Genomic DNA, 22,533 nt, shown 5'->3' on the forward strand with positions numbered 1-22,533 from the left:
GTTCCCTCTACGCGCGTTGCTATTCGCCGCCGCATCAACGCAGCTTCATACGCGGGGCATGAACGCCCCGCGTCATCCCCTCGCAGTCATCTGCATCCGCTCAAACACCCGGCCTCAGCGTGATCGTGAACGAGCGCGGCGTTTCGCCGTTTTCATCGCGCGGCATCGGGTCGGAGCGCTTGATCGCTTCGACGGCCGCCTTGTCCCAACTCCGGTCGCCGCTCGAGCGAACGATCTTCACCGACTCCAGATTGCCCGTGGACGTGCAATGCACTTCGACCACGGTTTCCCGATGATCCACCTTGCCATTCCAGACGATGTTCGGCTGCACGCGTTGCCGGACCAGCTGCGCGTAATCGAACACCTTCGGCGCGGAGGCCGTTTGCGCCGCTGCTGCCTGGTATCGGGACGCGGCGACGGAGAGATTCTTCAGCGCCGTGATCAGTAACGACGTCGAGCGTCGGCTGTTATCGAGTTCTCCTAGCGTGATCCATTCGCGCGCGGTCTGCGGCATGGTGTCGAACGCGTGGCGATAGACGCGCATCGCCTTGCACCAGGCTTCGGGCGACAACTCCGCCTGCCTGCCGCTCGTCAGCAACCCAAGATCGTCCGCAGCCGAAGGATCGCGATTCAACGTATCCGCGATCGACGCCGACAGCGCCAACTGTCCGCGCAACCGCTCGCCTGGCGTGACCGTGGGCGGCGGCGTGGTTTGCGTCGACTGCTTGATCAGGTTGAACATCGCCTGCAATTGCGCTCGCAGTTCCGCGTCGCTCTCGGTTTCCATCGACAGATAGCGCGACGTGATCTGTTGCAGATTCCTGAGGCCGCCGCAATCGGGCGGCGCGTTGTTCAGCGCGCGCGTCGTCAGGCTCAGCACCTGGTCGCGGTCCTGCTGCGAGATGCGCGCCATGCCGTTCACCATGTTCAGCGCACGTTCGAGCGCGACGGGGCCGACCGTCGTCGGGTTGTTGTCGGATGAAAGATAGGCGCGCCGGATGTCTGGATCGGCGGTCAGTTTCTGCGCCCACTCTGTCAGCAGTTTCGCTTTCGACGAGTCGGGCGGCAGGCCGAAGCGCTGCGCGAGTTCCGTGGCGTCGAGCGGTTTGCTGCCGGGTAGAAACGGCAGCGCGGTCGATAGCAGCGAGGGGCTCGCCGGGCCGGCGGGAAAGGATGGGAGACGGGCGAGGTCTGCGTAGGCCGGATTGTTCGCGGCCGGCGTGAAACCGACACCCGCACTCGCATTCGCACCAGCTCCGGAAGGCGCCGCATTGGCCTCGGTGCGCGGCAGATCGAAATTGAAGTTCGTCTCGACTGCGACAGGGCGGTTGTCCACGCCGGTAAAGGGCCGGCACTGCGCGCGCCGTGCCGCTTGCAACGCGAGGTTGTCGAATGCCGGATTGCCTGACGACACTTCGACGACCGCGTCGGCGATCTGCCCGCGTTCGTCGACCGATGCACGCACGATGGCGTTCGGGCGCGGCGCGTGCGTGATGGCCGGGCCGGCGGACTTCAGATCGTCGGCGGACAGACCGTAGCTGCAAGGGATGTTCTGCGCGGGCACATAGTGCGGCGTCGATGCGATCGTCGCATGAGCGGCGCTTGTGCCGACGAGGCAGGCGATGCTGGCGAAAAGCAGCGAGGCTTCGAGGGCTCGCGATCGGGTTAAGCGGAGATACGACGAAGGCCAGCGATAACGCGTATTTAGTTTTGTCATTGTCGTGACGGTGTTCAGATCCTGCCGAGAGTCCGACGGCCGTCGTGGCCCGCTTCGCGCGTGGCTACGGTCCCCAGCACCGTCGTCCATCGAAGTTTGCACCGGGCACGACGCGACGACAATAGCGAGTCGATCTTCCCGGCAAGCCGTCGCTACGTTACTTCGCGGATTGATCGCCATCCTTCGGCGCGTTGAGCATCCGCTCCACATAGCGCGCGATCAGATCGATCTCCAGATTCACCCGCGCCCCGTCGCGCAGATGCTTGAGCGACGTCACCTGCACGGTATGCGGGATCAGATTGATCGAGAACTCGCAGCCGTCGTCGCGATCGGTCACCGAGTTCACGGTCAGGCTCACGCCGTTCACCGTGATCGACCCTTTGTAGGCGAGATAGCGGCCGATCTCGCGCGGCGCGAGAATGCGCAACTCGTGCGACTCGCCGACCGGCGCAAAACGCGTGACCGTGCCGAGTCCATCGACGTGGCCCGACACGATATGTCCACCCAGCCGATCGTGCGCGCGCAGCGCTTTCTCCAGATTGACCTCGCCGGGTTCGCCGAGGCCGACCGTGCGGTTCAGGCTTTCGCGCGACACGTCCACCTCGAACGAGTGATCGGTCTTCGCGACCACCGTCATGCAGGCGCCCTGGATCGTGATGCTGTCGCCGAGTTGCACGTCGGCGAGTTCGAGCCCGCCGGCCTCGACGTTCAGACGCACGCCAGCGTCGTCGCCCGTGCCGAGCGGCCTGATCGATTCGATGCGGCCCACTGCCGCGACGATTCCTGTAAACATCGTGCTAGTCCTTGATCATTTCGAAACGGTGGGGGACACGGGGTCGGTCCCGGGTATGGCCGACGGCGCGAAGCGCGCGAGAATCCGCAGATCGTCGCCGATTCGCTCGACCGTGTGGAAGTTCAGTTTCACGCGATCCGCGAGCAACTCCGGCGCGGCCAGATTGAACATGCTCATCGACTCGATACCGAGCAGGCTCGGCGCGAGATAGACGAGCAGTTCATCAACGCAACCTTCGCGCAGCAGCGAGCCGTTCAGTTTGTAACCGGCTTCGACGTGCAACTCGTTCACGTTGCGCTTGCCGAGTTCGTTCAGGAGGCGCGGCAGATCGACCTTGCCGGCCGGGTTCGGCAGCGGCACGATTTCGGCGCCGCGCTCGCGCAGCGCGCTCGCGCGCTCTTCGAGACGCGCATCCAGATTGCCGCAGAAAATCAGCGTCGGCGCGCCAACGAGAATCTGCGCGTCGAGCGGCACGTCCAGCCGACTATCGATCAGCACGCGTTGCGGCTGGCGCGGCGTGTCGATCGCGCGCACCGTCATGCGCGGATCGTCTTCGCGCACGGTGCCGATGCCGGTCAGGATCGCCGACGCGCGCGCGCGCCACGCATGGCCATCGGCGCGCGCGGCGGCGCTGGTGATCCACTGGCTTTCGCCCGATGGCAAACCGGTGCGGCCATCGAGCGAGGCCGCCACTTTCATTCGTACCCACGGCCGGCCGCGCGTCATGCGCGACACGAAGCCGATGTTCAGCTCCTGCGCTTCGTTGGCGAGCAGCCCGCAGCGCACTTCGATGCCGGCATCGCGCAGCATCGCGAGACCGCGCCCGGACACCTGCGGATTGGGGTCTTCCATCGCCGCGATCACGCGGCCGATCTGCGCTTCGATCAGCGCGTTCGCGCACGGCGGCGTGCGGCCGAAGTGGCTGCACGGTTCGAGCGTCACATAGGCGGTCGCGCCGCGCAGATCGTGGCCGCGCGAGCGCGCGTCCTTCAGCGCGCGCACCTCGGCGTGATCCTGGCCGGCCGGCTGCGTGTAGCCTTCGCCGATCACCTCGCCGTTCCTGACGAGCACGCAACCGACGCGCGGGTTCGGATCGGTCGTGTACATGCCGCGCTTCGCAAGCGCGAGCGCGCGTTCCATATGGACGAAATCGGTTTGCGAGAACATCGGTGTCCGTTGACTGCGGTAACTGGGTCGTGCGGGTTGCGGGTGAGACGTGTGGGCCTGAGCGAGGTCCCCGCTCGAAGCTTCGTGCGAAGCCTGCGGCGGGGCTTTGCTTCAGGTCCGGATTCAGCCCTTCAGCGAGGCGAACACGCCGCGCGCGGCGTCGATCGTCGCGTCGATTATCGCGTCGTCGTGCGCGCTCGACACGAAGCCTGCCTCATACGCGGACGGCGCGAAATAGACGCCGGCGTCGAGCATCTTGTGGAAGAACGCGTTAAAGCGCGGCACATCGCTTTGCGTGACCTCGGCGAAGCTCGTCGGGATCGATTCGCGGAAGTAAATGCCGAACATGCCGCCGAGCGAATCGGCCGCGAACGGCACGCCGGCTTCGCGCGCTGCCTGCGCGAGACCTTGCGCGAGACGCGCGGTGCGTGCGGCGAGCGTGTCGTAGAAGCCGGGCGCCTGGATCAGCTGGAGTGTTTTCAGGCCGGCCGCGACCGCGATCGGATTACCCGACAGCGTGCCCGCCTGATAGACGCCGCCGAGCGGCGCGAGATGGGCCATGATGTCGCGCCGGCCGCCGAACGCTGCCGCCGGCATGCCGCCGCCGATCACCTTGCCGAGGCAGGTGAGGTCGGGCGTGATGCCGTACAGTTGCTGCGCGCCGCCGAGCGCGACGCGGAAGCCGCACATCACTTCGTCGAAGATCAGCACCGCGCCGTACTCGCTGCACAGACGGCGCAGCGCCTGCAGGAATTCCGGCGTCGCGCGCACGAGGTTCATGTTGCCCGCGACCGGCTCGACGATCACCGACGCGATCTCGTTGCCGAACGCCTTGAACGCTTCTTCGAGCGCGGCGACGTTGTTGTATTCGAGCACCGTGGTGTGCTTCGCGATATCGATCGGCACGCCCGCCGAGGTCGGATTGCCGAACGTCAGCAGACCCGAGCCGGCCTTGACCAGCAGGCTGTCCGCGTGGCCGTGATAGCAGCCCTCGAACTTGACGATGCGGCTGCGGTTCGTGAAGCCGCGCGCGAGACGCAGCGCGCTCATCGTCGCCTCGGTGCCGCTCGACACCATGCGCACCTGTTCGATCGACGGCACCAGCTTGCAGATTTCCTCGGCGATCTCGACTTCCGATTCGGTCGGCGCGCCGAACGAGAAGCCGTTCGCGAGCACACGCTGCACCGCTTCGAGCACTTCCGGATGAACGTGGCCGAGGATCATCGGGCCCCACGAGCCGATGTAGTCGGTATAGCGCTGGCCGTCGGCGTCCCAGAAGTACGGGCCTTGCGCGCGCTCGATGAAGCGCGGCGTGCCGCCGACGGAGCGGAAGGCGCGCACTGGCGAGTTCACGCCGCCGGGAATGGTGCGTTGCGCGCGTTCGAAAAGGGTTTCGTTTCTGGACATGGCGATGGCTGAAATAGGGGTTGCGTCGCGGCGCAAACGGCCTGGGGCGATTCCCACGGGCGATCCGCGCGACGCTGGGATAGATCGAGAAATTGTACCGGAGTCGGCGTCGGCGGGCGGCGCGGGCGGGCTTTTGCCGCGCCGTGCCGGTGAACGCGCTGCGGCCGTGGTGCGGGTGTTTTGCCTAACTTTCCGGTGTGGCTTTCGGTGGCGTTTTACGGGTTGCGTTCCGGCTTCGCGATGGCCTGACGGGCGCCGCCGCGTTGGTCGCGACAGGCTTTGCGGCGATGGCGGTGGCAGTTGTGGCGGCGGTGCCAACAGCGGCGAGATTCGCCGCGGCCTTCTGCGCCGCCGCGATGTGCGCGGTGACCTTGGTCGAGCGCGCGGGACCGTTCGGCGGCGCGTCGAGCCTCGGCGGCTTGCGCTTGCCGGTCAGCTCGGCCCAGCGCTTTTCCAGCGCGCCCTCGGCGATCGGCTTGATGATGGTGCCCGAGCTTTGCGCATCCCACGTCTGCACCGAGAACGGATGCACGCGCAACTGTTCGCGCGCAATCACCGGCGCCTGATGCGCATCGACGAGCCAGTCGTACACGAAGTCGATGCACAGGCGATAGCCGCGTTTGGTCGACGCGTCGGGGACTTCGTACGGCGCGCGCGTTACGTAGCCGGAGCCGAAGATGCCTTTCGGTTCCTGAGCCACGCGATGCAGGAACACCCGGTCGCCGGGCAGGATCCCACGCGCGAAGCCGCAGCCCCACACGTCCGCCACGGCCTCGCCGACGGCAACGCGTTTTGCGATGTCGGGCAGTTCGGGCCATGGCCACTTCTTCGGGCTCCAGATCAGCAGAAAGGCGGTCATCGCAGGCTCGTGACGAGGTCAGGGGGAGGGTGTTGCACGGTGTTTGGTGCGGTGGCGCATGCCGACGCATGCCCCGGCTATGCAGGCGGCAGCTTAACCGATCGGCAGCGCGCATGCCGCACGGTAGGGGCACCGTAGAGGCGCGGCATGCGATGGGGCGACATCGCGCGAACGTGGCGGCGATGGCTGCCATGCTCGATTACCGCGTGATTCCCGCGCGATGACCGCCGCGCCCACGGCTTGGGCTGTCGTGGATCGCCCACGTTGCCGCGTGCCGGCGCGGTCTGCCGGAGAACCGTCGCGTACAATCGAGCCCTCAAGTCGTTGCTGCCCCGCTTTTACCGTTCCGCTGCCGATGCCGGCGCGGCGTTTCATCCGGATTCCCCATGTCTCACGTCGCTAAACGCCGACCCGATGGCCGGCTGATTCTGTTGCTCGGTGCGCTGGCCGCCTGCGGACCGATTTCCATCGATATGTACCTGCCGAGCCTGCCGACCATCGCGCAGGCCTTTGCGGTCGGTACCGGCGCCGCGCAGTCGACGCTCACCAGCTTCATGTTCGGCTTTTCGATCGGCATGCTGCTCTACGGTCCGCTGTCGGATACCTATGGACGCCGGCCGATTCTGCTCGGCGGCATCGTGATGTATGCGCTGGCGAGCATCGCATGCGCGATGTCGTTCTCGATCGGCTCGCTGGTCGGATTTCGCTTTATCCAGGCGCTGGGCGCGGGCGCGGCATCGGTGCTCGCCCGAGCGATTGCGCGCGACGCGCACGAGCCGGGCGATGCCGCCCGCGTGCTGTCGATGATCGCGATCGTCACGTCGATCGGCCCGCTGCTCGCGCCGCTGATCGGCGGCCAGTTGCTGCTGGTGGGCGGCTGGCGCACCGTGTTCGTCGCGCTGACGCTGTTCGGTTCCGTGTGCGCGGTGATGGCGTTTCTGAAGGTGCCGGAGACGTGGCCGCGCGAGAAGCGCGCACAGTCGGCGCTGCTGAAGTCGTTCGGCGCGTACGGTACGTTGTTGCGCGATCCGGTCGCGTGGGGTCACATGCTGTGCGGCGGCATGGCGTTCGCGTCGATGTTCGCGTACATCACCGCGACGCCGTTCGTGTACATCGAGTACTTCCACGTGTCGGCGCAGCATTACGGCTTTCTGTTCGCGCTGAACATCGTCGGCATCATGGGCGGCAATTATCTGAACACGCGGCTGGTCGGCCGGCTCGGACCGGTGCCGATCATCTCGTTCGCGGCGACCGTCAGTTTTGTCGCGTCGCTGTTCGTCTGTCTCGTGTCGCTGACCGGCTGGGGCGGGTTGTGGTCGATCGTGTTCGGCCTGTTCTTCGTGGTCAGCGTGGTGGGCGTGCTGGGCGCCAATTGCACGACCGATCTGATGCATCGCTATCCGGTCAACGCGGGCGCCGCGGCGGCCGTGTTCGGCGCGGTGCAGCTCGCGTTCGGCGCGTTGTCGAGCCTGGCGGTCGGGCTGTGGCAGGACGGTTCGCCGAAGGGCATGGGGATCGTGGTGGGGGTGGCGGGCAGTTTGTGCTTTGTCGGGCGGATGCTGGTGATGCGCTGGCACGGCTCGAAAGCGCCGGCCGCCGCGTGAGTGACGCGCGGGCGTTGTCTCGGTAGCGGTCGATGGCTTCTCTTCGTGGATGCCGTGCGAACACGGCGCAAGGGTACGTGCGAGCGACGTGGAAATGACGTGAGAGCCGATGTGAGACTCGTATGGCGTTGCCGCGCACCGGCCCGCGCGTGACCTCCCGGCGCGCCTCTACGGAAAACACCTGGTGTTGCGTGCGCGCCACCGTGCGTCACGGATTGCATTGCTATGATGAAGTCACTGTTCCTCGGAGCGGCAATCATGGCGATCAAAGACCTGATGAACGGCGAACGGCAACATGCCGCATTCGCCGAAGCGCAACGGCTGGCCGACAGCGGCGCTTATTACGATTACACCGACATCGAACACGTCTTGCGCTTTGATCAGGGGCTGACCGATGCCTCGGCTTTGCTCGACAGCCAGTTGATGCATCGCGATCTGAATCGTCGTTGTGCGGATGCGCGCGAAAAGCTCGAGATGGTCGACGCGTGATGCGCATCGCGTGACGGTACATTGAGGGTGGGAGGAGGGTGCGCGCGACGTTCGGTGCATGAGTGTTGCGCGCAGGCTCGCACGGCCATAAGCTGCCCGGAGGTGTTCACTTCTGGAGTGGTCGATGACCGATAGCCCGCACGATCCGCATTTGTCACGTACCTTGCCGCACACTCACAATCCGGCTGCGCTCGCGAAACCCGGTGGTCATTACAGCCACGTCGTGGTGGTGAATGAAGCGTGGGCGGCGCATGTCTGTAACGCTTCGGATTAACCTTTGGACGTGCGGCTCAAACAGTCGCTTCCTCATCCGTTCCGGCCAGTGCGCTTCGTGCGGCATCCTTGACCGATGCGGCGTCGTCGCTTGGTGACACCGTCGCCACCGTCTGTTCGCGGGTGTTCTGATAGATGTTGCGATAGCGCAGATAGCCGCCCGTAAGTCCCTGTGGCTCCATCCTGTTTCGAACGCGAAATCCCGCACGCGAATCGTGCAGATAGTCATCGAAGAACTGTTGCACTGAGGTGGGTACGCTGTCATTCGTGGTCGCGGCAGCAACTAGTTCGCGGGTTTCACCGCTCACCGGGCGATGGTCCCACGCATACCATGCAACCATGGCAGGTGAGAGTATCTCAAGCATCGTCGCGGTTCCGGCGGTCTTCAGCGTGGATTGCAGACGTGGGCCAATATCGTGTACTTGCTCGGCCAGGTCGTTTTGCGCCTCGGACAATTGGTCGTGGTCATCAACCGCCCGCTTCCAGAAAGAGCGGTTTTCCAGATCAAGCCTTGACGGCAACGCCTTACGCCATTGCAGATATTGGTGCGTGTGCTGGCGGATCATGTTCAATGTACCGTCCTTGCCCGAGCCGTCCGCGCCAATACCGTTGTCGTGCCAGTACGCCTTGTACTTCGCCAGCAGGTCGGGCGGTATGTCGAACTGCTTTTTAAGCGCTTCGAATCCCTTGCTGTTGATTTCATCGCGTGATCTCAACGGCACCCCCGCCTTGAACGCTTCGTAATACATGTCGTTTAGTGGAATCTGGGACAACTGCCCGAGCTTTCCCTGCTCAGTGGGAAGGTAACCACCGCCCACGTCCGAGTGCATGCCGGGATAAGCTACCTGTCGCACGTTGGACGCCATCTCCAGCGGAAAGCAGGCGCGCTGCTCGTGCAGCGCAATGAAATGGACGCACTGCTCCACGATTCCCGGGATGGCCTGGGTACCGTCCGCCCACGCCATATGTCCATTCACCCCCGGAATCATGTTCGGAACGCCCACCGACGCAACCGTATCGAACAGGCCAAGAAAATACAGGCGCAATGGTACGCCCGCCAGCGTGTAATAGCCGCCATCATCGCGCTTGAGCAAATCGTTCAGCCAATTCGTAAATGCCCTAGCCTCTGCCGCACCGCGCGAAAAACCCAGCACCGCGACGTTGATCGAGGTCACCTGGCGCTGGGCGTTTTTCAGCACCACAGCGAGCTTGTCTTCCCATTTGCGCAGGGCTGCAACACGGCGCTGCTTTTCTAGCATCATGTTCGCCAGCATTTGTCCTGCCATTGCGCCCGGCATGGCATCGTCGGGCGAGAGGAACGTTTTTCCAGGCGTTGCGCCCGATGGCAGCGCAGGCGCATTGGAGCTGATGGAGTTGACGAGGGCCTTTGCGTCAGCGTCGGTTAACAACAGCGTCTTGGTAACGTATTCATGCGCGGCATTGAAAACCTGCGTGATACCCCAGTTGATACGGTCTGCGCCCATATAACCTGCGCCCATGCCGAGTGTATCGCCGCTCTGGTTGTTGTCGCCGACCTTGTCGAAGGGCGTGCCGACGCCTGTGATGTAGTAGGGGAACAATCCCTCATCGACTTCACGGGGGGCAGCATTGAAAAGGCGGGCAACATTGCTGTGCTTGTTGTGGGCCTGCTGGGTGCCGGATGTCTTCGGCTCAGTCCAGTCCTGGTTGTTACCCGTGCCGTCAAAGAACAGAGTGGCATATACCTGTCCCTGGCATTGCCCGGCCTCCTTCCGGTGAATGCACTGCATCGCAGCGGCCCTTCTGGCCAACTCCTGGGGAGTGAGCTTGCGGTAGCCATCTGCGGGAAGGGGGGCGGGGATCGTGACCGAGTAAGGCATCTGGATTGTCCTTTTTGTTGACTTTACATCTTTGCTTCGTCGCCCTTCAGCGGGTAATTGGTGTGCCCGAGGTCATACATCGTGACGAACACCTTGATTAGCCCGTCGCGCAGAAAATGCACAGCAAACATGCCGCTCTCATCGGGTGTGTACGGGGGGACGGCAACAACGCGGCTTTGCGGGTGCTCGTTGTACGTATCCGTCCAGGTCACGGTCACGGTTAGGCCGGGCGTGTATTTAGCCGGTAGGGATACGCAGCAGGCAGAGCCCCCTTCTTCGTGCCTGGCGAGAAACGAGCCACCCTGGCCATTGACGGAAAAGCTGCCGATGGAGTTATCGGTATGGTTGTAGCCCACAACGTCCAGTCCCATTGTCTCGGTGCTGGATACGGGGTGGCTGTCATCGTTATTGGCCCCGGCATGGCAACCGGAAAGCAAGGCGCTCAGCACGAGCGCCAGTCCGAAGGCAAGTTTTCTTGGTGTTGTCATTGGTGCTTAACTGCCGTTCTGTATGAAGTGCGCCGCTCCGCTGTGGCTAATCGGAGAGCGGACGCATCAAAAGCAATCGAGTAAAGCAAATCATCTGAACAATGTCCATGATTCGGAACATTGGTTGACGATGTTTAACAGGCAGACCCAAAGCCAGCCTTGGGGAGGGAGACCAGTCTGCTTTCGACGGGGGATGACTGATTTGCTGGCAGGGTAACGTCGGGTGCGCGTCGTGGTGCCGACGCGCACCGCCAATGACGGGATGCCATCTGCCGTGCGCCGCGCTTTTTATGGGCGGAAGAATTGCTTAGGTCGTTCCGATTTCGTCTGCTTCGTTGCGGCCGTTCGTGAGCGGGTTGGCGAACAGAATGTCGTCGTCATTGCAGGTTTCAGTGCAAACCGACGGGCGACCATAGGCGCGGTCCAGAATCGTGCAAGCGGCGCTCAGCCGCGTTCCTTCGTTGGCGCATTGCATGAGTTCGACCAACACGCGGATGGCGGCGGGGCCGTGCTCTCTCGCGGGTTCCCTAACCCTCGCGGTCGCGTTGTTCGGCGTTCATTTCTGGCGTCCGCCTGTCTTGTGTCCGATTGCCATAGCCCGCTTCCTCTATCCGCTTCTTAATGGCGTCCTTCGCTCTTGCCGCTGGCCTGTGTGACCGCCAGCCAGGCATTGACGGCGGCGAGCCTTCGCGCATAGCGCGGATGTTCGGCATTCAGGTAGTCAGGAGTATCACTCGCACCGGGATAGAAGAATCCCGTTGTTACGCCCAGCGACGCGAGCCACGTTTTCAGGGTTTCAACATCGACGGTCGTCCGCTGAGCGTCGATTTCGCCTACGGGGTCCCAATAACCTTCGGATTCATCGTTGACGTATCGAATATGAGTGTACTTACCCACGTAGACCTTATTGGCGGTCAGCGTTCCCCGTTCCGCTGCGTGCGTCAACGCCTGTAGAACGGCCTTGAACTTTTCCGGGGTCTCGTCCAGGACCTCTTCGCCAGTCTCGAACTCTATGAAGCTCGCTTGGCGCGGAATGTGGCAAGTTTTTTCGCCGTATTCCTCAGGCCCCTAGACTCGGTTGGGCCGGATGCCGCAAATCAACGCCGCCGCGCCCGCAAGCGAAAACGTATCGGCGGTCCTGCATAGATCGGACTCGTCCATAATGAGTCCCCCGACGGGAAACGTGAATGAGCGGATTCTAGTGGACCGTCGCGGCAACGATGCAGGACGCGCCGATGTCTGAAAACGCGTACGAAGGCGGCGAGTTTGTGCGCGATGATGGGCGAAAAAACAAAAAACCCGCAAATATCTAAACTTGCGGGGTTTTTGGGGAGTCTGGCGGAGGCGGTGAGATTCGAACTCACGGAAGGATCACTCCTTCGCCGGTTTTCAAGACCGGTGCCTTAAACCACTCGGCCACACCTCCAAACCGCGAATTGTAACCTGAAAAAACGTCGCTGCCGAGGGCCGTCGAACGACCGTCTACTGTGGATCTTTCAGAAACAGCGCCTGCAGATCGTTGAGGAACGCCTGACCGAGCGGGGTCGGGGCGATCCGTTCGTGGTCGCGCGTAATCAGCTTGCGTCGCTCGGCTTCCTGCAATGCGGGCTCGATCGCGGTGATCGACAGACCCGTGCGCTCGATGAACCGGTGCACCGGAAATCCCTCCACCAGCCGCAGCGCGTTCAGCATGAACTCGAACGGCAGATCGCGCGGCCCGACCTCGTGTTCTTCCTGCACGCTCGCGCCGGCCTTCGCCTGCTCGATGAAGGTGGCCGGATGCTTGTAGCGCGCCTGGCGCACGATGCGGTTCGGAAACGACAGCTTCGTATGCGCGCCCGCGCCGATGCCGAGATAGTCGCCGAAGCGCCAGTAGTTCAGATTGTGTTTGCTCTGCCGATGCGGCTGCGCATACGCGGACACCTCATAGCGCTCGTAGCCGGCCTCGGCCGTGCGCTGGTGCAGCCAGTCCTGCATGTCGGCGGACTCGTCGTCGTCGGGTAGCGCGGGCGGAAACTTCGCGAACAGCGTGTTCGGTTCGAGCGTCAGGTGATACAGCGACAGATGCGGCGGCGCGAACGACAGCGCTGTCTCGATGTCAGCCTCGCATTCGGCGAGCGTTTGCCCGGGCAGCGCGAACATCAGGTCGAGGTTGAAGTTGTCGAACGTGGTGGCGGCGACTTCCACCGCGTGGCGTGCCTGCGCCGAATCGTGAATCCGGCCGAGCGCTTTCAGATGCGCTTCGTTGAAACTCTGGATGCCGACCGACAGCCGGTTCACGCCGCTCGCGCGAAACTGCGCGAACTTGTCGGCTTCGAACGTGCCGGGGTTCGCTTCGAGCGTGATTTCGGCGTCGGCATCGAGCGGCAGCAGCGCGCGAATATCCGACAGCATGCGGTCGAGCCCCGCCGCGGACAGCAGGCTCGGCGTGCCCCCGCCGATGAACACCGTATGCACCTGGCGCCCCCAGATCAGCGGCAGCGCCATTTCCAGATCGGCGCGCAGCGCGTCGAGGTAATCGTTCTCCGGGAACGCGTCGCCTTTCCACTCGTGCGAATTGAAATCGCAATACGGGCACTTGCGCACGCACCACGGGAAATGCACGTACAGCGCGAGCGGAGGCAGCGAGGTCAGACGGATGCTGCCCGGCGACGTGAACGCCTTGACGACACCGTTACCGATGTCCGCGGGCGTCGGGTGAATCGGAATCACGCTTCCTCCGACAGACGCGCGAGCAGTTGCCGCAGCGCGATCGCGCGATGGCTGCTCGCGTTCTTCACCGCCGGCTCGAGCTCGGCGGCGCTTGCGTTTAGCGACGGCAGATAGAAGTACGGGTCGTAGCCGAAGCCGTGTTCGCCGCGCGGCGCGTCGAGAATCTCGCCATGCCAGCGGCCCTCGGCGATCAGCGGCTCGGGGTCGTCCGCGTGACGCACGAGCGCGAGTACGCAGAAGTAGTAACCGCGCCGGTCGCTCGCGCCGTGCAACTCGGCGATCAGGCGCGCGTTGTTCGCCGCGTCGCTCTTCTCGCCGCCGGCGAGTTGCGCGTAGCGTGCCGAATAGACGCCCGGCGCGCCGCGCAGCACGCGCACGCACAGGCCGGAGTCGTCGGCGAGCGCGGGCAGGCCGGTGAGCTTCGCCGCATGACGCGCCTTGGTCAGCGCGTTTTCGACGAAGGTGGGATGCGGCTCTTCCGCTTCCGGCACGTTGAGCGCGCCTTGCGGAATCAGTTCGATGCCGGCCGCGCCGAACAGCGCCGCGAACTCGCGCAGCTTGCCCGCGTTGTTTGACGCCAGCACCACTTTCTTCAACGGCATGCCGTCCTCGCGAACTTCGTTCACCGCTGTACTCCCAGCGCTTCTTTCTGCTTCGCGATCAGCGTGTTGATGCCGTCGCTCGCGAGATCGAGCAGCGCGTTCATTTCGTCGCGCGAGAACGGCACGCCCTCGGCGGTGCCCTGAACTTCGACGAAGCCGCCCGCGCCCGTCATCACGACGTTCATGTCGGTGTCGCACTGCGAGTCTTCGTCGTAGTCGAGATCGAGCACCGGCACGCCGTTGTACACGCCGACCGAAATCGCCGCGACGTAGTCGTTGATCGGCGAGCTTTCGATGCGGCCCGTCGCGAGCAGTTTCGCGACCGCGTCGTGCGCGGCGACGAACGCGCCGGTGATGCTCGCGGTGCGGGTGCCGCCGTCGGCCTGAATCACGTCGCAATCGAGATTGATGGTGCGCGCGCCGAGCTTCTCGAGATCGAACACCGAGCGCAGCGCGCGGCCGATCAGGCGCTGGATTTCCTGCGTGCGGCCGGTCTGCTTGCCGCGCGCGGCTTCGCGGTCGCTGCGCGTGTGCGTGGCGCGCGGCAGCATGCCGTATTCGGCGGTGAGCCAGCCCTGGCCGCCGTCGCGCAGAAACGGCGGCACGCTCTCGGCGACGCTCGCGGTGCAGATCACCTTGGTGTCGCCGAATTCGACCAGCACCGAGCCCTCCGCGTGTTTCGTGTAGTGACGCGTGATGCGCACGTCGCGCAACTGGTTGGGCTGGCGGCGGCTCGGGCGTTGGGTGTCGTTGCTCATGTCGGAAGGGCTCGGAGTAGTTCGAAAGAGGGCGGAGGAAAAGCGCAATTTTACCGCCGATCGGATAGCGCGGTCGCGCGCGTGGTTCGCGACAGATGACGCCAGACGGGCTCGCGTGCCAACCCGCATCCATGCTGGCTCGCGGCGGATGTCGCCGCCAAAAATGGGATAATGCCGGTTCCCCGCCCCGCGTCTCGTACACGCCGGGCGATCCGCTTCTCAGGCCGGCGTTCGACGCCCGGCCGCAATCGCGAGAAATACGATGATCTACAGCATGACTGGCTATGCGAGCGCCACCCGCGAACTCGTGGCGGCCTCGGGCACTGGCGGCGTGAGCGTGTCGGTCGAATTGCGCACGGTGAATTCGCGCTTTCTCGATCTGAACTTCCGTATGCCGGAAGACGTGCGCGTGGTCGAACCGACGCTGCGCGAAATGCTGATGAACAAGCTGTCGCGCGGCAAGGTCGACATTCGTGTGAATCTGCAGCGCAGCGAGCAGTCGGCGAACGTGGGCGCGATCAGTCGCGATGCGCTCGAGCAGCTCGCGCTGCTGCAGCGCACAGTGCTCGAAACGTTTCCCGATGCCGGTCATCTGCGCACCGGCGAAATCCTGCGCTGGCCGGGCGTGCTCGCCGAAAGCGGCATCGCGCCCGAAACGCTGCGCGACGCGGTGCTCGCGTGCGGCAAGCAGGCTATCGCCGACCTGATCGACGTGCGCGCGCGCGAAGGCGCGCAGCTCGCGAACATGCTGCTCGCGAACGTCACCGAAATGGAGGCGATCGTCACGAAGATCACGCCGCTCGTGCCGGATCTGATCGCGAAGCATCAGCAGAAGATCGTCGAGCGTCTGCAGGAAGCGCTCGGCATCGCCGCGCCGGATGCGGCCGCGACGATCGTCTCGCGCGAAGAGATCAACGAGCGGATTCGCCAGGAAGTGACGATGTACGGCATTCGCATTGACATCGCCGAAGAGCTGTCGCGCCTCACCGCTCACCTGAACGAAACGCGTCATGTGATCGAGAAGGGCGGCAAGGTCGGCAAGCGGCTCGACTTCATGATGCAGGAGCTGAACCGCGAAGCGAATACGCTTGGCTCGAAGGCGGCGGCGAAGGAACTCGCGGATTCGTCGATGACGCTGAAACTGCTGATCGAACAGATGCGCGAGCAGGTACAGAATCTCGAATAAGGCTGGAGCACTACACATCATGACCGACCACCACCCACGCGAAAGCGGCGCGCCGCGCCATCCGTACGCCGGCGCTTATCCTGGCAACCTGTTCATGGTCGTCGCGCCGTCGGGCGCCGGCAAGTCGACGCTCGTGAACGCGCTGCTTGCCGGCGACGACGCGATCCGTCTGTCGATCTCGTACACGACGCGCCCGCCGCGTCCGAAGGAGCAGGACGGCGAGCACTATCACTTCACGACCGTCGAAGACTTCATGCGCCGCCATGACGAGGGCGAGTTTCTCGAAAGCGCGGAAGTGCACGGCAACTACTATGGCACCTCGCGCGTGTGGATCGAGGAGCAGATGAAAAGCGGCCATGACGTGCTGCTCGAAATCGACTGGCAGGGCGCGCAGCAGGTGAAGAAGCAGTTTCACAACGCGGTGGAAATTTTCATTCTGCCGCCGTCGCTCGAAGCGCTCGAAGAGCGTTTGAAAAAGCGCGGCCAGGACGAGCCGAACGTGATCACGCGACGCCTGCTCGCGGCGGGCGGCGAGATGGCGCACGCGGCCGAAGCGGAGTACGTGGTGATCAACGAGAACTTCGATCGCGCGCTCGCCGAACTGCGTTGCCTCGTCGGCGCGACGCGTTCGCGCTTCGCGTCACAGTACGCGCGTCACACGCAGCTTTTCATGCAGCTCGGCATCCACTTGCCGCACGCGTGAGCGCGGCGTTGTGCCCAGCACATAAGGTAGAATAAGCAACATACTGAGAAGGAACCCAACATGGCCCGCATTACCGTCGAAGACTGCCTCAAACAGATCCCGAACCGTTTCGAACTCGCGCTTGCCGCAACCTATCGCGCGCGTCAGCTCGCCCAAGGTCACACGCCGAAGATCGAAAGCCGCGACAAGCCCACCGTCGTCGCGCTGCGTGAAATCGCGTCGGGCCAGGTCGGCGTCGAAATGCTGAAGAAGGTGCCGGTTTAAGGCGCACTGTTTTTCGTTTTCGATTTCCCGGTATTTGCCACACCGGATTGATCAACGTGCAGACCTGCGTCCAACCCTGACCGCTACCGGAGAGGCGACCATGAGTGCTACCCCGCCCACCGCCACGGAAGTGGATCACGACGTCGATTCGCCCTCGTCTGCACGCAAGTACATCGACGCGGTCCTCGAGCAGTCGTTTCGTCATCTGTTCGGGCCGACCGCCACGCCGGAGCAGCCGCGCCGGCATGACGTCGTTTCGATCGCCAATCTGACGTCCGCGCTGTCCGGCTATCTGCAGCCGGAAGAGATCAAGGACATCAAGGCGGCGTTCCATTTCAGCGACGAAGCCCACCTCGGTCAGTATCGCCAGAGCGGCGAGCCCTACATCACGCATCCGGTCGCCGTCGCGGAAATCTGCGCGGGCTGGAATCTCGACGCCCAGTCGATCATGGCGGCGCTGCTGCATGACGTGATGGAAGACCAGGGCGTGACCAAGGCGGAGCTCGCCGAGCGCTTCGGCGCGAAGGTCGCGGAACTGGTCGACGGTCTGTCCAAGCTGGACAAGATGGAGTTTCGCAACCGCGAGGAAGCGCAGGCGGAAAACTTCCGCAAGATGCTGCTCGCAATGGCGCGCGACGTGCGCGTGATTCTCGTGAAGCTCGCCGACCGGCTGCACAACATGCGCACGCTCGGCGCGGTGCCGCCCGAGAAGCGTCGTCGCGTCGCGCGCGAAACGCTCGACATTTACGCGCCGATCGCTCACCGGCTCGGCCTGAACAATACCTATCGCGAGCTGCAGGACCTGAGCTTCGCGAACTTCAACCCGCACCGTTACGCGACGCTCGAAAAAGCCGTCAAGGCTGCGCGCGGCAACCGGCGCGAAGTGGTCGGCAAGATTCTCGAATCGGTGCAGCGCGCGATCGCGGACGCGAAGCTCGACGCCGAAGTCACCGGTCGCGAGAAAACCATCTTCAGCATCTACAAGAAGATGCGCGACAAGCAGTTGTCGTTCTCGCAGGTGCTCGACGTGTACGGCTTCCGTGTCGTGGTCGAGAGCGCGCTCGAGTGCTACACCTGCATCGGCGCGCTGCACGCGCTGTACAAACCGGTGCCAGGCAAGTTCAAGGACTACATCGCGATCCCGAAGGTGAACGGCTATCAGTCGCTGCACACCACGCTGGTCGGCCCGTTCGGCGCGCCGATCGAGTTCCAGGTGCGCACGCGCAAGATGCATGAAATCGCCGAAGCGGGCGTCGCCGCGCACTGGCTGTACAAGAACGGCAGCGCGGATCTGAACGACGTGCAAAAGCGCGCGCATCAGTGGCTCAAGTCGCTGCTCGATATCCAGAGCGAGGCGGGCGACTCGAGCGAATTCCTCGAGCACGTGAAGATCGACCTGTTCCCGGACGCGGTCTACGTGTTCACGCCGAAGTCGAAGATCATGGCGCTGCCGCGCGGCGCCACCGCGCTCGACTTCGCGTATTCGATCCACAGCGACCTCGGCAACCAGTGCGTCGCCGTGAAGATCAACAACGAATTGCTGCCGCTGCGTACCGAGCTGAAGAGCGGCGATATCGTCGAGGTCATCACGGCGCCGTATTCGAAGCCGAATCCGGCATGGCTCGGTTTTGTGCGCAGCGGCAAGGCGCGTTCGGCGATCCGTCATTATCTGAAGACGATGCGTCTGAACGAGTCCGTGCAACTGGGCGAGCGTCTGGTCGATCAGGCGTTGAAGGGCTACGGGTTCGCGCTGTCGGACGTCACGCCGGAAGTGTGGGAAAAGCTCGTGCAGTGGACGGGTAACAAGAACCGTCAGGAAATTTTCGCGGACATCGGCCTTGGCCGGCGCGTCGCGGCGGTGATGGCCAAGCGCATCGAAGTGCTGATGAGCGGGCGCGACGCCGACGACGACGGCTCGCGTTCCGAGTCCGGTTCGACGCCGCATGCGCCGCCTGTGGTCATCACGGGTACCGAGGGCATGTCGGTGCAGTTGTCGGCCTGCTGCCGTCCGATTCCGGGCGACGACATCATGGGCTATATCGGCATTGGCCTCGGCATGGCGATTCACACGACGGATTGCCGCGTTGCGCAGCGGATTCACCGGCGCGATCCGGGCCGCTGGATCGACGTCGCGTGGGCGCCGCAGCCGGGTCGTCTGTTCGACGTCGCGGTCAAGGTGCTGGTCAAGAACACCAAGGGCGTGTTTGCGCGTGTGGCGGCCGACATCACGTCGGCGGATGCGAACATCGTCCATATCGCGATGGATGAAGACCTGTCGCAGGAATCCACGGTGCTGCGCTTCGTGATCCAGGTGAGCGATCGGGTTCATCTGGCCAATGTGATGCGGCGGGTGCGGACGAACCCGGACGTGATGCGCATCGCGCGTGAACGGCCGAGCGAAGAAGGGCACCACCGGCATGATGGCGGGATGCGGATCGATCGCGAGCGCGCGGACTACTGAGTCGTGCGGATTGCCGTCGGGCTTCGGCGTTGACAGGAGCTTGATGGATCGCGGTCTGGTCTGGTCATGCCTTGATCCGTCCTGATGGTGTGCGGCTGTCATTTCCGTGCGCCATCGGCTTCAAGTCGGGCACCCTTCGTGCGGCACTTATCGGCACGTAGCTGAAAAGCAGGTCTCACCTGAACTCCGGAGAGAACGCCGATGAACGTATCCAGGCTCCATGGCGTGGCGCTCGACTACTGGGTGGCGCGCAGCCTGCACGACTTCGTGCGCGAAATTTACTTTACCGATAGTGGCGAGACCGTCGCGATCCGCGGCAATGACCGCGGTCGTCCGTGGGATGGCCGTTTTACGCCGTCGGTGTCGTGGGAGACGGCTGCGGTCGTGCTCGAGCGTGCGCGGCGGCTCGACGTGCGGGAGCAGGGCGGCAGGAATGCGGTATGCGTCGCGGAGTTCGAGGGCGCCCGACAAGCCGTCGAGGGGCGGGGCGAGTCGCTACGAATCGCCGTGCTGCGTGCGTTCGTGGCGAGCCATTTCGGCGATACCGTCGACGACGACATGCTGTGGGAGCGGCAGGCGCTGAACGGCATACGTACCGAAACGATCAGCGAGCAAACGGTGGGTGGGGTGATGGAGGATTTGCCGCGTCCGGACGGGCAGATTGGAGATATCCAGTCGCCGCCGCGTTGAGGGGCTTAGGGCTTGCGCCTTGGCTGATGCTCATCGGGCCGGACACGCATAGGTGGTTTGACGTGCGTGTTCGATGTGATGCCCGGAAAAACAAAGGGCCTTCCGATTGGAAGGCCCTTCATAAAGTGGCGCGGCTGGCAGGATTCGAACCCACGACCCCTTGGTTCGTAGCCAAGTACTCTATCCAACTGAGCTACAGCCGCACGCGAAACGGTGATGCTTGCTGCAATGAAACTTGCAAACTTCCGTAGGGAAATCTGCTTGAAAAGGTGGCGCGGCTGGCAGGATTCGAACCCACGACCCCTTGGTTCGTAGCCAAGTACTCTATCCAACTGAGCTACAGCCGCACACAGAAACGAGATTATAGCCAACAGATTTGAAAAATGGAAGCCCATCGCGGCGATTTGTGTCGCGAGCCCGATCGTCGTGTAACCTTTTCCTTTTAGGCAATTGTGGTTAGCTGCTGTTTTACTGGATCACTATGAACAAGGCCTTTGTCAAAGAGTCGAGCGAAGACAACGACGACGATCTCGACGTCGCTCAACCCGATGTGCCCGCAGGCACCAAAAACTACATGACGCCTGCCGGCCATCGCCGCATGCGCGATGAGCTGCTGAATCTGATCGATGTCGAGCGGCCCGAGGTGGTCAAGCTGGTGTCGTGGGCGGCATCGAACGGCGACCGCTCGGAGAACGGCGATTACATCTACGGCAAACGCCGGCTGCGGGAAATCGACCGACGTATCCGCTTCCTGACCAAGCGTCTCGATCTGGCCGAGGTGGTGGATAGCAGCCGGCAGGAAAACGTCGATCAGGTGTTCTTCGGCGCGACGGTCGAATATGCGACCGAGGATGGCGAGGAAAACACGGTGACGATCGTCGGTATTGACGAGGTCGATCTCGACATCGGGCATGTCAGCTGGATTTCGCCGATTGCGCGTGCGTTGTTGAAGGCGAAGGTCGGCGATACCGTCACGTTGTTCACGCCGGCGGGGCCTCAGCCAATCGATATTCTCGACGTCAAATATCCGCCGCCCGATAGCGGTGCTTAGGCGGTTGTCGGCGCTGCGCAGGGAGGTACGTAAGCTACCTGAACTTGACTTGTGCAAACGCCTGTCTTTGGCCACCGTAGGCATCGGGTCGTCGCGAACGGGCACAAAGGGCATAAGGGCATAAAAAAAGGCGCCGCGAACGGCGCCTTTTCTACTGCAGTAACGACTTCCGCAGTGCTTAGAAGCGGTGACGCAGACCCGCCGTCACAGCAACCTGCTTGTTGCTGCTCGAAGCTGCGCCAAGGCCGTTGATGTTGGCGTCGACGATCGAATCTTCGTTAGCCGCCTGATAGACGCCCTGCAGGTACACGTCGGTACGCTTGGACAACGCGTAGGCGGCTTGCAAGTTCGCCTGGTTCCAGTGGACGTGTGTGCTGGACAGGTTCGCGCGGGTGTAGGTGTAGGCGGCCGCGAGGCTCAGTGCCGGCGTCAGAGCGTAACGGGCATTGGCTTCGAAGTTCTGGAACTGCGCGCTGTTGGTCGGGAAGCCCACGCCGCCCGCGATACCCGATGCAGCCTGGCTGATGCCGGCCAGACCATGCAGGTTCGTCTGCGAGTACACGAGGCCGACCGTTGCCGGGCCGAACGCGTAGTTGGCACCTGCGCCCCACGTTTGCTGGCGTGCCGCGAAGAACGTGTTGTCGCCCGACACCGCACCCCCCGAGTTGAATGCCGCGGCCGCGCTGCTGGCACCGTTGCTGTTCAGTTGCAGGTAAGCCGCTGCGACGTTCAGGCCGCCCCAGTTGTACGACGCGCCCGCGCTGTACGCACGGTTGTTCGCGAAGCCGTCAGCCTGGTTCGAGAAGCCGTACAACGCACCGAACTTGAAGCCGCCGTAGTTCACGCTTTGATACTTGATCGAATTGTTGATTCGGAACGAGTTGTTCAGATTGTCGTTGTCGAACGGGTGTGCGAACTGCGTGCCGCCGTATTGCGTGCCGGTCAGCGCAAGGGGACCGACGTAGTCGACCATGCTGTCATATTGGCGGCCGAGGGTGACGGCGCCGAAATCATTGCTCGACAGACCGACGAACGCCTGGCGGCCGAACAGACGGCTGTTCTGCTTGAGCGTGCCGTCATTGATGCCGAAGCCGTTTTCCAACGTGAAGATTGCCTTCAGACCACCGCCCAGATCTTCCGCGCCGCGCAGGCCGAAACGGCTGCCGTTGACCGAGCCGCTCGTCATTTGCCAGTTGGCATGGCCGTGCTGATTGTTCGAATAGGTGATGCCGGCGTCGATCAGGCCGTACAGCGTGACGCTGCTTTGCGCATGCGCTGCCGTTGCAAAAACGCCCGTGAGGGCCGCGACCATGAGTGTCTTCTTCATTTATATGACTCCAGGAGCGAGAGAGGTATAAAACCTTGGCTTGGGGTACCTTCACACGGCGCCGCGGATAGCGGAATTCGCGTGATAAGCGCGTGACCAGATTCGCGCCGGTTTCCGTTTAGG

At 63.4% G+C, this 22,533-nt stretch carries 22 protein-coding genes and 3 tRNA genes; 9 read left to right on the plus strand and 16 right to left on the minus strand.

What is annotated here, in order from left to right; all coding sequences use genetic code 11:
- Positions 1–100: 100 nt before the first annotated feature.
- The 5 genes from HHL14_RS00700 to HHL14_RS00720 all read right to left on the minus strand — a co-directional run bounded on the left by HHL14_RS00700 (position 101) and on the right by HHL14_RS00720 (position 5,943).
- Positions 101–1,717 (minus strand): TonB family protein, encoded by a 1,617-nt coding sequence (locus HHL14_RS00700; protein WP_169495678.1) that lies wholly within the window; start codon positions 1,715–1,717, stop codon positions 101–103.
- Positions 1,718–1,874: 157 nt separating this feature from the next.
- The gene (locus HHL14_RS00705; protein ID WP_169495679.1) at positions 1,875–2,510 is read right to left on the minus strand and encodes a riboflavin synthase; all 636 of its coding nucleotides are present in this window, start codon (positions 2,508–2,510) and stop codon (positions 1,875–1,877) included.
- A 15-nt stretch (positions 2,511–2,525) separates the two neighbouring features.
- Positions 2,526–3,677: a bifunctional diaminohydroxyphosphoribosylaminopyrimidine deaminase/5-amino-6-(5-phosphoribosylamino)uracil reductase RibD gene (ribD, locus tag HHL14_RS00710; protein ID WP_169495680.1), complete on the minus strand. Its 1,152-nt coding sequence runs from the start codon at positions 3,675–3,677 to the stop codon at positions 2,526–2,528.
- A 123-nt stretch (positions 3,678–3,800) separates the two neighbouring features.
- A complete protein-coding gene (gene hemL / locus HHL14_RS00715; RefSeq protein WP_169495681.1) occupies positions 3,801–5,084 on the minus strand; it encodes a glutamate-1-semialdehyde 2,1-aminomutase in 1,284 nt (427 codons plus the stop codon).
- Between the two features lie 184 nt (positions 5,085–5,268).
- Positions 5,269–5,943, minus strand: coding sequence for a hypothetical protein (locus tag HHL14_RS00720; protein WP_230412877.1), 675 nt, complete (start codon positions 5,941–5,943; stop codon positions 5,269–5,271).
- A 386-nt stretch (positions 5,944–6,329) separates the two neighbouring features.
- On the opposite strand from HHL14_RS00720, the gene HHL14_RS00725 reads away from it, so the two are divergent.
- From HHL14_RS00725 to HHL14_RS00735, 3 genes are all read left to right on the plus strand, one after another.
- Positions 6,330–7,547 (plus strand): Bcr/CflA family multidrug efflux MFS transporter, encoded by a 1,218-nt coding sequence (locus HHL14_RS00725; RefSeq protein WP_169495682.1) that lies wholly within the window; start codon positions 6,330–6,332, stop codon positions 7,545–7,547.
- Positions 7,548–7,805: 258 nt separating this feature from the next.
- Positions 7,806–8,036 (plus strand): hypothetical protein, encoded by a 231-nt coding sequence (locus HHL14_RS00730; protein ID WP_169495683.1) that lies wholly within the window; start codon positions 7,806–7,808, stop codon positions 8,034–8,036.
- Positions 8,037–8,160: 124 nt separating this feature from the next.
- Positions 8,161–8,310 carry a hypothetical protein gene (locus HHL14_RS00735; RefSeq protein ID WP_230412878.1) on the plus strand — a complete coding sequence of 50 codons (150 nt, stop codon included), beginning with the start codon at positions 8,161–8,163 and terminating at the stop codon, positions 8,308–8,310.
- A 16-nt stretch (positions 8,311–8,326) separates the two neighbouring features.
- On the opposite strand, the gene HHL14_RS00740 is transcribed toward HHL14_RS00735, so the two are convergent.
- From HHL14_RS00740 to rph, 8 genes are all read right to left on the minus strand, one after another.
- Entirely contained in the window at positions 8,327–10,168 is a 1,842-nt protein-coding gene (locus HHL14_RS00740; RefSeq protein ID WP_169495684.1) for a T6SS phospholipase effector Tle1-like catalytic domain-containing protein, read from the minus strand.
- Between the two features lie 23 nt (positions 10,169–10,191).
- Positions 10,192–10,656, minus strand: a complete 465-nt coding sequence (locus HHL14_RS00745; protein ID WP_169495685.1) for a DUF3304 domain-containing protein — start codon at positions 10,654–10,656, stop codon at positions 10,192–10,194.
- A gap of 307 nt (positions 10,657–10,963) precedes the next feature.
- Entirely contained in the window at positions 10,964–11,146 is a 183-nt protein-coding gene (locus HHL14_RS00750; RefSeq protein ID WP_169495686.1) for a hypothetical protein, read from the minus strand.
- Positions 11,147–11,274: 128 nt separating this feature from the next.
- Complete coding sequence (locus HHL14_RS00755; RefSeq protein WP_169495687.1) at positions 11,275–11,553, minus strand: hypothetical protein; 279 nt, start codon at positions 11,551–11,553, stop codon at positions 11,275–11,277.
- Between the two features lie 439 nt (positions 11,554–11,992).
- Positions 11,993–12,082: transfer RNA gene (locus tag HHL14_RS00760), tRNA-Ser, on the minus strand.
- 56 nt (positions 12,083–12,138) lie between these two features.
- Entirely contained in the window at positions 12,139–13,368 is a 1,230-nt protein-coding gene (gene hemW, locus HHL14_RS00765) for a radical SAM family heme chaperone HemW (RefSeq protein ID WP_169495688.1), read from the minus strand.
- Positions 13,365–13,994, minus strand: a complete 630-nt coding sequence (gene rdgB, locus HHL14_RS00770) for an RdgB/HAM1 family non-canonical purine NTP pyrophosphatase (RefSeq protein WP_407945246.1) — start codon at positions 13,992–13,994, stop codon at positions 13,365–13,367. Before rdgB ends, hemW begins: the two co-directional genes overlap by 4 nt.
- Positions 13,991–14,728, minus strand: a complete 738-nt coding sequence (gene rph / locus HHL14_RS00775) for a ribonuclease PH (protein ID WP_169495689.1) — start codon at positions 14,726–14,728, stop codon at positions 13,991–13,993. Before rph ends, rdgB begins: the two co-directional genes overlap by 4 nt.
- Positions 14,729–14,990: 262 nt before the next feature.
- On the opposite strand from rph, the gene HHL14_RS00780 reads away from it, so the two are divergent.
- The 5 genes from HHL14_RS00780 (at position 14,991) to HHL14_RS00800 (ending at position 20,032) form a co-directional block, all read left to right on the plus strand.
- Positions 14,991–15,914, plus strand: a complete 924-nt coding sequence (locus HHL14_RS00780; protein ID WP_169495690.1) for a YicC/YloC family endoribonuclease — start codon at positions 14,991–14,993, stop codon at positions 15,912–15,914.
- Positions 15,915–15,933: 19 nt separating this feature from the next.
- Positions 15,934–16,617 (plus strand): guanylate kinase, encoded by a 684-nt coding sequence (gene gmk / locus HHL14_RS00785; protein WP_169495691.1) that lies wholly within the window; start codon positions 15,934–15,936, stop codon positions 16,615–16,617.
- Between the two features lie 60 nt (positions 16,618–16,677).
- Positions 16,678–16,881 (plus strand): DNA-directed RNA polymerase subunit omega, encoded by a 204-nt coding sequence (gene rpoZ / locus HHL14_RS00790; protein ID WP_044848533.1) that lies wholly within the window; start codon positions 16,678–16,680, stop codon positions 16,879–16,881.
- Between the two features lie 100 nt (positions 16,882–16,981).
- Positions 16,982–19,342 carry a RelA/SpoT family protein gene (locus tag HHL14_RS00795; protein ID WP_169495692.1) on the plus strand — a complete coding sequence of 787 codons (2,361 nt, stop codon included), beginning with the start codon at positions 16,982–16,984 and terminating at the stop codon, positions 19,340–19,342.
- 201 nt (positions 19,343–19,543) lie between these two features.
- Positions 19,544–20,032, plus strand: coding sequence for a phage protein NinX family protein (locus HHL14_RS00800; RefSeq protein WP_169495693.1), 489 nt, complete (start codon positions 19,544–19,546; stop codon positions 20,030–20,032).
- A 126-nt stretch (positions 20,033–20,158) separates the two neighbouring features.
- Here the strand turns inward: HHL14_RS00800 and HHL14_RS00805 are convergent.
- Positions 20,159–20,235: transfer RNA gene (locus HHL14_RS00805), tRNA-Arg, on the minus strand.
- A 67-nt stretch (positions 20,236–20,302) separates the two neighbouring features.
- Positions 20,303–20,379 (minus strand) — tRNA-Arg (locus HHL14_RS00810).
- A 134-nt stretch (positions 20,380–20,513) separates the two neighbouring features.
- Here HHL14_RS00810 and greB point away from each other — a divergent pair.
- Entirely contained in the window at positions 20,514–21,083 is a 570-nt protein-coding gene (gene greB, locus HHL14_RS00815; RefSeq protein ID WP_169495694.1) for a transcription elongation factor GreB, read from the plus strand.
- A 178-nt stretch (positions 21,084–21,261) separates the two neighbouring features.
- Here the strand turns inward: greB and HHL14_RS00820 are convergent, their stop codons facing one another.
- Complete coding sequence (locus HHL14_RS00820) at positions 21,262–22,410, minus strand: porin (protein WP_169495695.1); 1,149 nt, start codon at positions 22,408–22,410, stop codon at positions 21,262–21,264.
- Positions 22,411–22,533: the final 123 nt, after the last annotated feature.

Origin of the sequence: Paraburkholderia antibiotica (assembly GCF_012927125.1) — a bacterium.
In the GTDB taxonomy this organism is placed as follows: Bacteria; Pseudomonadota; Gammaproteobacteria; order Burkholderiales; family Burkholderiaceae; genus Paraburkholderia; species Paraburkholderia antibiotica.